The following is a 13,541-nucleotide window of genomic DNA, read 5'->3' as shown; positions in this document are numbered from 1 at the left end:
AAGAAGAAAGGGGAAGCGATTTATCGTTTCCCCTTTTGGTTTTATTTAAAATAAAAAATTAATTTACATCAATCCCAAAAGGATTGTCAATGCTGTGCATAGGAGTTGTAAACCATTTTGGACCTTCAGAAGTCATATAAAAGTGATCCTCATGACGAATTCCAAATTGTCCCGGAATACAAATCATAGGCTCATTACTCACCACCATTCCTTCTTGTAAAACTGTAGCATTACCTCTTACCAGATATGGATATTCGTGAATGTCTAATCCTGTTCCATGACCAACGCGATGAGGTAATCCCGGAAGTTCATAATCAGGACTTAAACCTGCTTCTGCAATTACTTTTCGGGCTGCATCATCTACAGAACCACAAGTTGCTCCTAATTGTGCTGCATCAAAAGCTGCTTTTTGAGCTGCTTTCTCTAGGTTCCAGATTTTTATATGCGCTTCAGTTGGAGTTCCGTATATATAAGTTCGGGTAATATCAGATAAATAACCTTCTAAGCGACAACCCGTATCAATCAATACAACATCATTATCTTTTAAATCCTGAGGAACAGTAACGCCATGCGGATATTGAGAATCATCGGCAAATAAAACAATACAGAAATAAGAACCACTCGGAATTCCTGCTTTAATATGCGCCTGATTTATAAAATCAACAACCGTTTCGACTTTTATTCCCGGATGCAAAATACGAGCAGCAGCACGCTGTACAACCATTGTGATTTCTTTTGCCTGCTGAATAATAGCAATTTCATTTTCTGATTTGTGCATGCGACATCCCGCTGTAATAGCTTGCGCGTTCTCAAATTCATAAGCAGGATTTGCCTTAACGATAGCATCAATTAAAAAATAACCAGCAGATTCGTCCAGAGCAATTTTACCTGCGCTGATGTTTTTGTTTTGAAGGGTTTTTCCAAATAAGACAGATGGAGATTCATGTTCTTCCCAACAATTAATTTTACCGTCGATTTGTTTGTATTTATTAAAAGTACCTTCTTCAAATTTTGGAACAATATATTCTAAACTTCCGTCTTCGAATAATATTCCACCAACCATTCTTTCAGAAGGATTCCATTTAGTTCCTGTAAAATAATATAAATTGGTTCCGGCATTTAGGTATAAAGCTTTAAAGCCTGCCGTTTTTATTAGAGACACTGCTTTTTGAATACGTTTTTTGTATTCTTCCGGCTGAATGGTTTTTACATTCAGTGTCATATTTTGTATTTTTTCCAGTTCCGTATTTACGTTAGATCCGCCAACTCCAATAGTCATCTTTTATGTTTTAAGGTTATTGATTCAAGTCAATTTCAAAATTAAGATATTATTTTTGGATAGTGGTATTTTAACTTAAAGAAGATAAAATAGAATAATTTACGGGTAATATAATATCATATTTAGATTTACATTGCCTGTATTTTTAGAAATTCAATTAAACGTCAAAAAATGAAAAAATTACAAAGTTTAGTATTGTTATGTTTTGTTCTGATCTCACATTTTGGATTGGCACAAGCAACATTAAATTTACATCAAAAGCTTATAGAATTGTTTCCAAAAGCTGAAATTACGGTTATAGAAAACTTAGAAGGTTATTCAGAATCGTATCAATTAATTTTGGATGAACCATTAGATCATAAAAATCCTCAAAAAGGAACATTCAAACATTATATTTATCTTTCTCATCTTGATTTTAATAAACCTATGGTTATCGAAACACATGGTTATAATACGAATAATATCAAAAGTGAAGTAAGTAAATTATTAAACGCTAATCAAATTGCAGTTGAATATCGCTTTTATGGAAAATCCCGTCCGGAACCACTTCCGTGGGAATATTTGACGAACGATCAGGCAATTGAAGATTATCATGATATCGTGATGAAGCTTAAACAAATATATTCAGGTAAATGGATTTCAACCGGAATCAGTAAAGGAGGGGAAACTTCTTTGATTTATAAGTCAAAATATCCAAACGATGTCGATGTAGCGATGCCTTATGTAGCCCCGTTGATAAATACTCAGGAAGATCCTAGAACAATAAATCACGACAGAACTGTTGGAACAGTAGAATGCAGGGCTAAGATCACCGCATTTCAAAGAGCTGTTTTGGAGAATAGAGAAGCTGTTTTAAAAGAGTTTACGCAATATGCTGAAGAAAAAAAAATGACATTTACTGAAGTGTCGTTTAATGAATCTTTAGAATATGCTGTTTTAGAATTCCCTTTTTCATTTTGGCAATGGGGAGGAAAATGTGATGCAATTCCATCAGTAACAGCTACTCCAAAAGAACTATTTGATTATCTGAATGATATAGTAGGAGTGGGAACTTACAATGATAAAAATTACTTTAAGTATCTGCCGTCTTATTATCAGCATTTAAGCGAGCTAGGATATTATGGTTTTGATTTAACTCCGGTAGCCGATTTGCTTCAAGCTGTAAAAAGTTCTTCAAATGATAGATTTGCACCAAAAGATGTTACTATAAAGTATAATCCAAAATACATTAATAAAGTTCGAAAATATGTTGAAAACAAAGGAGATAAAATCTTGTATATCTACGGAGGTTATGATACTTGGTTTTCTTGTTCTCCAACACCAAATCCAAAGTTAGATGCATTAAAAATGGTTCTCCCAACCGGAAGCCATTCCACAAGAGTTAAAGATTTTCCTGAAAAAGATAAAGAATTAATTATGGAAACACTTTCGAGATGGTTAGAGATAAAAGATCCTGCAGAAAAAAAATAAGACAGAATAAAAAGGTTATCCGCCACGAATTTCACGAATCAACACAAATTAATTTGTGGAAATTTGTGTGATTCGCGGCAAAAAATAACCGCAAAGTTCGCAAAGCTTTTGTTGATCTAGCTTTGCGAACTTTGTGTTTTCTATGTATAAAGTAAGATTAAACCTTTGCGAACTTTGCGGTTAAATAATTTAAACCAATAGTTTTTGTGTTTTTAGATAATCCACAGCAAATTTACCTTCATTAAAAAGTAAATCCAAAACACTTAGATTGTTTATAAAACCGTGTTTGTCATCAAAAACCTGAGTATATTTTTCGAATGAATTAAGATCTTTTTTTCCGTTTGCCAAAACTCTGAAATCAGAGATATTTTCTACTTCATGAAAGTATTCTGTGGTTTTGTTAAACTCCAGTTTCATGCGCAAACATTTGATGGTAATATCTAAAACTTCCAAATTTAAGTCCATCAGGAAAGTATGTTGTTTTTCGAAAATCGGACGAATATCATCTTCAAAAAATTCAAAAAAAGGAGAGCTTCTGTAAGATGCTTCCAATGATTTGAAATGTTGTTTTTGCCAGTCAAATTCATTTTCAATCAATACATCTTTTGTTTTCTGATGTAATGTTTTGGAATGTTTAATAGGAATATTTAATAATTGAATTCCATTCGGACTATAGATGTAAGTACGGTTTCTATTTGTCTGTTTCTGAAAATTATCTTCCATTTCAAAAGTAATATTTTCAGATTGAGCCATAACTGCAAAGTGGCTTATCGAAGGAAAATAGGTAGGAAGTAATAACGAGTTCATTATATTCTTTGTTTAAAAGTTTCAGGTTTCATGTTTCAGGTTCTTTGCGAACTTGAAACATGAAACCTGAAACAAAAATAACTATTTTTTTTATGCTTTGTTTTCTTTTCTTTTTCTCCAGAAATAATCTCCAACAAAATATGCTGCAAGAATAAATAAGAAATATTTAAAGTAAGATTGTGGTTGTCCTTCACCGTCAACGGTTGTGAAAACTCTGTTCCAACGAACTTTATTGATTCCTTTTCCGTTTGTATCCCAGCTCATCCAGATGAAAACCGGTTTCCCTACGATATGATCTTCAGGAACGTAACCCCAATAACGGCTATCTTCAGAGTTGTGACGGTTATCTCCCATCATCCAATAATAGTTTTGTTTGAAAGTGTAAGTTGTTGTTGGTTTTCCGTTTATGATAAATTTAGAACCATCCAATTGCAATGTGTTTCCTTCGTAATTCGTAATGATTTCTTTGTAGAAAGGCAAAGATTCATTGTTTAAAGCAACAGTTTTTCCAGCTTCCGGAATGTAAATCGGACCAAAATTATCCTGATTCCATTTGTTGATATGAGGGAAAATTGAATTATCATTTCCTCTTTGAATTTGTCTTATTACACCAGTTACACCAGGGGTATTTTTAAATCTCTCTGCACTTGCTTCTGTTAAAGCTCTGAAGTAAAGAGTATCTCTTTTTTGTTCATCTTTAAAGTAAGCTCCATCCGTAACGTCTAATTCTTTTAATAAAGTTTCAAAATCGATAGGTGTTTTTCCGTCTAAGGCAATTGCATAAGAGTATTGTGGTTTAGCACGTTCCGGTAAAACTAATTTTTTTCCGTTGATAAAAACAAAACCATCTTTAATAGATAAGCTGTCTCCAGGAATACCAACGCATCTTTTTACGTAGTTTGATCTTTTGTCAATTGGTTTTATAACACCGGGTCTTCCTTTTGGTTCGTAAAAATAATGTACAGTGTCAACCGGCCAGTTAAAAACAACGATATCGGTTCTTTTGATTTTTTCTAAAGCAGGTAATCTGAAATATGGTAATTGTGGCCAGCTTAAATATGATTTACGTTTAGTTAACGGTATAGAATCGTGAACCATTGGCAATGCAATAGTTGTCATAGGTACTCTCGGTCCGTAGTTTACTTTACTAACAAATAAAAAGTCTCCAATTAACAAAGATTTTTCTAATGAGGAAGTAGGAATTGTATAAGGCTGAACCACATAAGTATGTACTAATGTTGCTACGATAATAGCAAAAAGTAATGAACTCACAGTATCAGCGGCTTTATTTTCAGAAGTTAATTTGCGATTCGCATTATGCTCTAATTTTTGAGTATAGCTAACATAATAGATATAAAAACCAAGAGTGAAAATTCCTAAAATGGTATCTAAAGTAGATTTTTTTCCAAACGTTCTTAAAGTTTCAACCCAAACAACCGGAAACATAATCAAGTTAATAATCGGGATGAAAAGTAAAATGGTCCACCAGGTTGGTCGGCCAATTATTTTCATCAAAACAATCGAATTATAAACCGGAATTGCAGCTTCCCAGGCTTTTCTTCCTGCTGCTACATACATTTTCCAAGTTCCGATGAAGTGAATAACCTGAACCGCTAAGAAAAAAACAAACCAAAAATATAGAGTCATGATATTGTGTTTAAAGTTTTAGGATCAAGACATTTTATCTGAAGTTTTTGTCTTAACCTTTAAATCTGTTTATTTTAAGTTTAATACGTCTTTCATGTTATAAATACCAGTTTTACCGGCAAGCCATTCTGCAGCAATAACAGCACCAAGAGCAAAACCTTCACGATTGTGAGCAGTATGTTTTAATTCGATACTATCTACAACTGAATCGTAAGTTACCGTGTGAGTTCCCGGAACATCTCCAATTCTTTTAGCTTCAATATGGATTTCGTTGTTTTTTGCCTGATCTAAAGTCCAATTAGCGTAATTGCTGTTTTCAATAACACCTTTAGCAAGAGAAATAGCTGTTCCGCTTGGAGCATCTAGTTTTTGCGTATGGTGAATTTCTTCCATCGTCACTTTGTATGAGTCAAATTGTGACATTATTTTGGCTAAATATTCATTTAACTCGAAGAAGATATTTACTCCTAAACTAAAGTTTGAACTTGAGATAAAACCTCCTTGTTTTTCATTACAAAGCGCTACCATTTCGTCAAAATGTTCTAACCAGCCAGTTGTACCTGAAACTACAGGAACATTTGCGTGAAAACAATTCGAAATATTGTCAACGGCAGCAGTAGGAACACTAAAATCGATAGCAACATCAGCTGTCGAAAGTCCGTCGTATGTATTGAATTCGTCTTTCTTTAAAACAATTTCATGACCTCTTTCTAAAGCAATTCGTTCAATTACTTTACCCATTTTTCCGTATCCTAAAAGCGCAATTTTCATTTTGTATATTTTTTGATCTTTAAATAACAGTAGCTATTTAAAATTGGTAATTAAAAGTTAGTCCAACATTTGGTCTGAAAGTTACATCGTTGGGGTAAACTTCCGGGCGTAGTGATAATCTCTCGTTTACATTGAATTGGATTAAAGCCGCATCAACGTTGGCGTCAATAATGTTTAAAACATAGAAAGCAACAACAAATAGAGCAGATAAATCTCGGTTTCGTTGATAGAATTTTTGTCCGGCAATAAGTCGGCTGTCATCTAAAAACTTGTAATTATCGTCATTATAGCCTTCCAATCTTCGTTTGTAGGCATCGCGATAATCGTGGTATTTTTTATTGTTATCAATATAAAAGTATAAACTGGTACCGATTGCTCCATAAACAAGCGGAATTTTCCAGTATTTTTTATTGTATGCTTGACCTAAACCGGGTAAAATTGCCGAGTAAAAAGCGGCTTTTGCTGGAGTAAGCGGGTCTATTTCTTGTAGCTTGGTAGTGTCTTTAGCGACCAAAACCGTTTCTTCTTTTGCCTGAGCAAAAAGAGAGACGGTTCCTATGAGAAAGAACAATAGACTTATGGGGACAATCTTATTCACTATCCGTTTATTAATTTTATAATTCTATTAAAGTCAGCTTCAGAATTAAAAGGAATTGTGATTTTTCCTTTTCCGTTACCTGCGACCTTTACATCAACTTTTGCACCAAAATAATCGTTGAAAGTATTTTTTTGTGTTTCCTTAACTACAAATGAAGAGTCTGGTTTTGCTTTTCCTTCTGCTTTTGGTTGTAAGCTTTCATGATAGTTTTTTACCAATGTTTCTGTTTCACGAACAGAAAGATTTTGACTTACAATTTTTTGGTAGATATCAGTCTGAACGTCTAAATCCTCAATATTAATAATCGCTCTACCGTGACCCATGCTGATAAAGCCATCACGAATACCAGTCTGAATGATCGGATCTAATTTTAAAAGACGTAAATAATTGGCAATTGTAGAACGTTTTTTTCCAACGCGCTCGCTCATTTGCTCCTGTGTTAATTGAATTTCGTCAATTAAACGTTGGTATGAAAGTGCGATCTCAATTGGATCTAAATCATGACGTTGGATATTTTCAACCAAAGCCATAACCAAAGACTCATTGTCATTGGCAATACGAATATATGCAGGAACATGAGTTAAGCCAACTAAAGTTGAAGCACGCAAACGGCGCTCTCCAGAAATTAATTGGTATTTGTTGAAGTCTAATTTTCGAACAGTTATAGGTTGAATTACGCCAAGTTCTTTAATAGAAGTAGCTAATTCACGTAATGATTCTTCATTAAAATTGCTTCTAGGCTGAAATGGATTTATTTCGATAGCACTTATTTCAAGCTCTATGATATTTCCAACAACTTTGTCAGCATTTTTATCTTCTACTGATGTAATGTCGTTTTCCGGATCTTTTAATAATGCTGATAATCCTCTTCCTAAGGCTTGTTTTTTAATTGCTTTTGTCATAAAAACTATTTACTGTTTTTCTTTATAATTTCTTGAGCTAAATTAATGTAATTAACTGCTCCTTTGCTGGTTGCGTCATAGTTAATGATGCTTTCACCAAAACTTGGAGCTTCGCTTAATTTTACATTACGCTGAATTACGGTATCAAAAACCATATCGTTAAAGTGTTTTTGAACTTCTTCAACAACCTGATTTGATAAACGTAATCTTGAATCGTACATCGTTAGTAATAAGCCTTCGATATCAAGATCCGGATTGTGTATTTTTTGGATACTTTTTATAGTATTCAATAGTTTTCCAAGACCTTCAAGTGCGAAATATTCACATTGAATAGGAATAACTACAGAATCAGCTGCAGTTAATGCATTCAAGGTTAATAAACCTAACGAAGGTGCACAATCGATAATGATATAATCATATTCGTCTTTCACACTTTCTAATGCTTTTTTAAGCATATACTCTCTGTTTTCTTTGTCAACCAATTCGATTTCGATGGCAACAAGGTCAATGTGAGCAGGGATTACATCAACATTTACAGCTGAACATTTTATAATGGTTTCTTTCGGCGTGTGGCTGTGTTCAAGTATTTGGTAAGTACCAATTTCAACAGATTCTACATCAATCCCAAGACCAGATGTAGCATTTGCTTGAGGATCAGCGTCTATCAGTAATACTTTCTTTTCTAAAACACCTAATGAGGCCGCAAGATTTACAGATGTAGTAGTCTTTCCAACGCCTCCTTTTTGATTAGCAATCGCAATGATTTTGCCCATTTATTTTCTAAATTTTGAACCGTAAAAATACAATTATTTATGGTTTCTGAAAATCTATTTTGTTAACATTTGCTAAACTTTGGGAAGCCTTTGTTTTGTGCGTGTTTTACCGAATTTATTTTTTGATATTAATGAAGTTATTGTTGAAATCTCTTTCTGTTAAAATCACTTTTTAAGGTAAAAAGGAACAGATTCAAAGTTTGAATCTGAAAAAACTATTTAAATGTTAATTCTAATTTTTGTTTAGTTCTTTCTTTTTAAATCTTTTACTAAACTCGCTGTAAAAAAGAAGATTGTAAGTCCTCCAAGTATAATACAAAGCCACATAAACCATGATTGCTGCCAAAAAGATTTGTTTTCGATCTGATTTTTATCAGAGGTTTTTTGCTGAATATCATAAATAGATATTTGTGGTAAATTAACAGCAATATTATTCTTGAAGCTTGAAAGATCATAATCAGGTTCGGTCAAAGTTTTGTTTCCGGTTTTAAGAATGTAACTTTCATTAGCACTTAAGTCCGCAACTATAGAAATTGGTTTTTGACTGTATTTTATTGCCGAAACAGATAAAGGCTGATTATCGTGATTTTCTATTTTGATATAAATTTCTTTTTCGAATATTTCAGGAATAGTAAAGGTATTTTTTACGTTTGAGTTTAATTCAAAAGAAGCAATTTCTTCCTCAATTACTGAAGATTTTCTTTTCGTTTCTTGTTTTACTTTTATAAATAAAATAGCGCGACGATTGTAATAAGTTGGTTTTGAAATTTCAAACGAAATCTCATTAATAACTTGTGGAGCAGCAAAAAGAACATGAATTTGTGTTTCTTTTTTTGAATGATCTTCTGTTGTAAATGATTTCTTTGGAACAATTGCCTGTAAAGCACTTTTTTGCAATTGAGTATTGAAATTTCCAACTCTCAGAACATTAACAGGGAGTGTTTTGCGATCGTCAAAATCTATTTTTAAATAATGATATGTACTTAAAGGATATGAAATTGTCTTGATAACACTGGTTTCTGATGCACTATTTAAATCAGAAAGTATTTGCGAATCTGATATTCCAAACCATTCTTTTTGATCATCACTTCCGGAAACAGAATACTTTTTTTCGACATTAGAATTCGCAATAAAAAGCGAAAGCTGATTGTTTTTATTATTTGATGGAATCTCAATAATAATCGAAGTAGTTTTCTTCGGAGAAACCGTTTTAGAAATAATACTGTATTCTACAAATGAATTTGATGAAACGTCTTTACTGTTTTGAATAAAATAAGGAATCTCATTTCCTCTAGAATCAAATATTCGAACGTCACTTAAATCTTGTTTTGAAAAAGATCTGATCTCAGGCGATAAAACAATTTCATGCATGCCGTTTTCTGCCGCCTTTTTTAGTTTTGCAGTTGTATTATATTGTCCAAACGAAAGGTTGGAAAGAAATAGTACTAAGATAAATTTATTCAATTTCATTGTTTTCTTTTGGCTTGTTTTCATCAATAACTAAGACTTTAATTTTTTGATATACAAAAGAGATAATCAAAATTAAAATTCCTAAAAGGATAAATGATATGATTTTTCCAGTTTCAGAAATGTTGCTGATGTCGTATATAAATAATTTTAAAATAGTTAATCCAAGTAAGGATAAAGCAATAATTCTTAAAGATTTGTATTGTTTTTTTATTCCAACAATTAAAAACACAAAAGCCAGAATTCCCCATAGAACCGGAAATCCTGTTTTGATTATTTTAGTTCTCGCCAATCCAATATTATCATCGGCTATAAAATTACGTAAATGCGGCAAATTAGATTTATAGCTTGCATACAACGTACTTGTTTGCAAATCATGAATTGTAACTGGGGAATTCATTATAATAAGACCATGAAGCATAACTTCTGAACTGGCAATATATATGATTAAAAAAGCCGCAATCCACATAAAATAACGATGTTCGAAAAGATCAAAATCAGCTTTTTTATAGATTAAGAACAATTGATAGGCAAAATAAATCGTGATAATTAATGAAACATAATGAAGATAAAAAGCAATAGATTCCCCGATTCCGGAACTTATAATGTCTTTGTGTTCTAAGAATGGATAGTTGGAGAACCAAAAAGCAAACAAAATAATATTAGAAGCTGCGATCAATAAAACTCCCTGATATCCTGTTTCTGTTTTTCTTTTTATTAAAAAAGAAGTAAATATTGCAGAGAATACTAAGTGATACAAAATAGGTAATGAAATTGCACTGTATAAGTTTTCTATATAATGATTCGATTGAAAAATTACTTCGAATAAACCCGTTAAATAAGTTAGTACGAAGCCGACTTCCAGAACAAGTTTTTTATAGTTTTCAGGATTAAATGTAATATCGAAAACAATTAGTTTTTCAGTTTCATTTTTTAATAAGTACCAAATTGCGAACAACGAAGCTGTGGCAAAAACACCTGTTATAAATATTGGATTGATGATAATATTTAAAGGTAAATTACCATAATAATATTTATTCCAATCCATAATCAGGCTAAAAATCATTAAAACATGAACGATAATAGAACCAAAACGATAACTGATTATTTTAGATTTTTGAGAAAGCCATAATAGTAAAACAGCTTCGGCAGCCCAGAATAAAGTAATATAATTACCTTCAAACTGAATAGGAATTGCTAAGGTTATAAAAGTCAATGTTAAGCCAATTAACAAATATGCAGCTTTCTCGTCGAGTTCGAATTTCTTGTATAAAAACCAGGCATAAATCAAATTTAATAACGCAAGAACAGTCGTAAATAAACCTTTTAATTCCGGATGGTAATTAGTTAAAATCGCCATTCCTGCACCATAAAATAAAAAGGTATTGCTAGCAAGAATAGTGAGTTGAGTTTTAGAAAATTCTCCTTTTGATCTGATGTTATTAATGATATTCATTAAAATGAAAATAAAATAAAAAGCAAAACCAAAAATAAGCGCTCCCAAATAATGTGGCTTGCCCGAAGTTAAGTCTTTAGACAGCCATGCTCCATATAAAAGTACCGTAAATATATAGGCGAGAATATTAACCAGATTCCATTTTTTATAATAGGCTAAAGCCAAAATTCCAACGTTCAAAATGATGATGTAAGTAAAGAGAACTACATAATTGCCTTCGCCGGTACTAACCATAAACGGAACTGCAAAACCACCAATTAATGAAAGAACGGCTAGTTCAATTCTGTCATAAGATAAAGATATCAAAGCGCTAAAAGCAGTAATAATAACCATTATACTAAAAGCGACAGTTTGATTGAATAAGTGATAATCATGAAAAGCGATCCCGATTGTGAAATAGAAAATGGCAATAGCTCCGGCGACAATAACGGAACTAAATGCCGCATAATTTTTACGCAATTTATGCGCAATTCCCATAACTAATGCGCCACATAAAACACCAATTCCAACACGTGCAGGTTCGTTGATCCAATCTTTGTCGATTGCATATTTTACAAAATAACTTATTCCTAAAACCAGAATTAATACTCCAATTTTATTGATTAAGTTTTCTCCAATGAACTTTTCTAAATCCGGATTTTTTTCTTTGAAGTTTTCCCAAAATGATTTTTCAGGTTCAACAGGAATAATCGGTTTAGGGATTGGTTTTGGTTCAATCGGTTTTGATTCAATTGGCTTAGGTGAATTATCGATTTTAGATGATAATGCAATTTTTTCTTGAGATACTTCTGGTTTAGCAGGTTCAAAAGTAGCCTTGTTGGATTCCTCGGGCGCTATTTTGAATTCTTCTTTCTTTATTACCGGAATAGTTTCGGATGGTTTTTCGACTGTTTTTAAAAGATCTATCTTTTTATTAAGTCTCTGAATATCGTCTTCGAGATTGTTAAATCGACCTTGGATCGTATTAAGAATGTAAATTAGAAAACAAAATAACGCAACTAAAAGAAAACTTTCCATAAAGAAATTAGGTATGATGTTATGATTGGTAAATATAATAACATTTTGATACGAAGGCGGTTTATTTAGTTTTTTCGTGTTAATTAAAACCTAAAAGCGAAAAAAGCGCACTCTAAAATATGAAAGGATTTTTGTAGAATAGTAAAATATGAATGTGTAATTTGTTAATTTTAAGGACACAACGTCCTCTGTTGTAGATGTGGCAGATTTTGATGTTTAAGAATGTTGCTTAAAATGAGAAGAAAGGGTTTAATCTGTCAGAATCTCAATTTTCACAAACATTAATCCGCTATTTTTGTTTGCAGTAATATCCATAAAGGCTTTTTTGCTTAAATCAATTTCTCGACCTTTAATAAAAGGGCCCCTGTCAATAACTTCTACAATGACAGATTTATTATTTCTTTCATTGGTGATTTTTAGTTTTGTGCCAAAAGGGAATTTTTTATGAGCAGCGGTTAATTTAGTGTTATCGAATCTTTTGCCGCTTGCTGTTTTTCTTCCATTAAATTTATCGTGGTAATAAGAAGCATGAGCATTTGTTTTGAATAATTCGAAGTTTTCAGTTTTTGTGTTTTCTTCTATAATAGGCTCGGAGTTTTCTTGTGCATTAGCTATTGTTGAAACTACAAAAAGAAGATAGAATATTATTTTTTTCATTTTTAAAATTTCTAAATTTTGGCAAATCAAGTTTATTTTAAAAAGGATGATATATAGTATAGGGTTTATTTATGCTATGAAAAGACTTTTGTTAGGTTTGAAAAAATCTAATCTTTGATTTTTCCGATTTTCTATCATGAGAAAGCAATTACCGGATTACTAACATTGCCAACGGTTTGAACTGTTGGAGCGCGATATTATGTTGCAATCAGTGTCTCACGGTTGAAACTCGAGCTATAATTGAAAAACGGTAAAATTTTAGATCAACGCTAAATGTTGTGGAAAAACATAAAATATACTCACTAATTATTTTTTACCGCAGAGAACGCTAAGTTTTTTTACTCTTAGCTTTGTAAAAGGCATCCCGAAGGCTCGGGACGCAAAGCTTTGTATTGATTTAGCTTTGCGAACTCTATGCTTTCTAAGGCATTCTTAGATAAAAAACTTAGCGTTCTCTGCGGTATTTTTTTTTTTTTTTTTCTCCACAGGTTTTCGTGTTGATCCAATATAAGTGTAATACATATTAGTGAGTTAAAAGCAAAAAAAAAGTCTTCTCAAAAAATGAAAAGACTTTTGTCGGGGTGGCAGGATTCGAACCTGCGGCCTTCCCGCCTTAAGCGGGACGCGATACCCGGGCTACGCTATATCACATATTCAAATTTTATGCCGTCAAGATATCGCTTGGCACCGCGTTTTT

The 13,541-nt window shown here is 32.4% G+C and carries 11 protein-coding genes and 1 tRNA gene; 1 reads left to right on the top strand and 11 read right to left on the bottom strand.

What is annotated here, in order from left to right; all coding sequences use genetic code 11:
- Positions 1-58: 58 nt before the first annotated feature.
- On the bottom strand, positions 59-1,279 hold the full coding sequence (locus CHB81_RS20100) for a Xaa-Pro peptidase family protein (protein WP_089353631.1): 1,221 nt from the start codon (positions 1,277-1,279) through the stop codon (positions 59-61).
- Between the two features lie 171 nt (positions 1,280-1,450).
- Here CHB81_RS20100 and CHB81_RS20095 point away from each other — a divergent pair, with 171 nt between their 5' ends.
- Positions 1,451-2,749, top strand: a complete 1,299-nt coding sequence (locus tag CHB81_RS20095) for a S28 family serine protease (protein ID WP_089353630.1) — start codon at positions 1,451-1,453, stop codon at positions 2,747-2,749.
- A gap of 189 nt (positions 2,750-2,938) precedes the next feature.
- Here the strand turns inward: CHB81_RS20095 and CHB81_RS20090 are convergent, their stop codons facing one another.
- The 10 genes from CHB81_RS20090 to CHB81_RS20045 all read right to left on the bottom strand — a co-directional run bounded on the left by CHB81_RS20090 (position 2,939) and on the right by CHB81_RS20045 (position 13,495).
- Positions 2,939-3,556, bottom strand: coding sequence for a WbqC family protein (locus tag CHB81_RS20090; protein WP_089353629.1), 618 nt, complete (start codon positions 3,554-3,556; stop codon positions 2,939-2,941).
- Positions 3,557-3,646: 90 nt separating this feature from the next.
- Entirely contained in the window at positions 3,647-5,203 is a 1,557-nt protein-coding gene (lepB, locus tag CHB81_RS20085; protein ID WP_089353628.1) for a signal peptidase I, read from the bottom strand.
- Between the two features lie 69 nt (positions 5,204-5,272).
- Positions 5,273-5,974 (bottom strand): 4-hydroxy-tetrahydrodipicolinate reductase, encoded by a 702-nt coding sequence (gene dapB / locus CHB81_RS20080; RefSeq protein WP_089353627.1) that lies wholly within the window; start codon positions 5,972-5,974, stop codon positions 5,273-5,275.
- A gap of 37 nt (positions 5,975-6,011) precedes the next feature.
- On the bottom strand, positions 6,012-6,572 hold the full coding sequence (locus tag CHB81_RS20075; RefSeq protein WP_089353626.1) for a DUF5683 domain-containing protein: 561 nt from the start codon (positions 6,570-6,572) through the stop codon (positions 6,012-6,014).
- On the bottom strand, positions 6,572-7,474 hold the full coding sequence (locus tag CHB81_RS20070; RefSeq protein WP_089353625.1) for a ParB/RepB/Spo0J family partition protein: 903 nt from the start codon (positions 7,472-7,474) through the stop codon (positions 6,572-6,574). Before CHB81_RS20070 ends, CHB81_RS20075 begins: the two co-directional genes overlap by 1 nt.
- A 5-nt stretch (positions 7,475-7,479) precedes the next feature.
- Positions 7,480-8,247 (bottom strand): ParA family protein, encoded by a 768-nt coding sequence (locus tag CHB81_RS20065; RefSeq protein ID WP_089353624.1) that lies wholly within the window; start codon positions 8,245-8,247, stop codon positions 7,480-7,482.
- 243 nt (positions 8,248-8,490) lie between these two features.
- Positions 8,491-9,717: a DUF3999 domain-containing protein gene (locus CHB81_RS20060; RefSeq protein WP_141130431.1), complete on the bottom strand. Its 1,227-nt coding sequence runs from the start codon at positions 9,715-9,717 to the stop codon at positions 8,491-8,493.
- Positions 9,704-12,187, bottom strand: a complete 2,484-nt coding sequence (locus CHB81_RS20055; protein WP_089353622.1) for a DUF2339 domain-containing protein — start codon at positions 12,185-12,187, stop codon at positions 9,704-9,706. Before CHB81_RS20055 ends, CHB81_RS20060 begins: the two co-directional genes overlap by 14 nt.
- A 249-nt stretch (positions 12,188-12,436) precedes the next feature.
- Positions 12,437-12,844 carry a septal ring lytic transglycosylase RlpA family protein gene (locus CHB81_RS20050; protein ID WP_089353621.1) on the bottom strand — a complete coding sequence of 136 codons (408 nt, stop codon included), beginning with the start codon at positions 12,842-12,844 and terminating at the stop codon, positions 12,437-12,439.
- A gap of 576 nt (positions 12,845-13,420) precedes the next feature.
- Positions 13,421-13,495: transfer RNA gene (locus tag CHB81_RS20045), tRNA-Leu, on the bottom strand.
- Between the last annotated feature and the right edge of the window lie 46 nt (positions 13,496-13,541).

The sequence above is a fragment of the Flavobacterium sp. ov086 genome (assembly GCF_900187965.1).
Classification (GTDB): domain Bacteria; phylum Bacteroidota; class Bacteroidia; order Flavobacteriales; family Flavobacteriaceae; genus Flavobacterium.
This window is presented reverse-complemented; position numbering and strand designations above follow the sequence as displayed.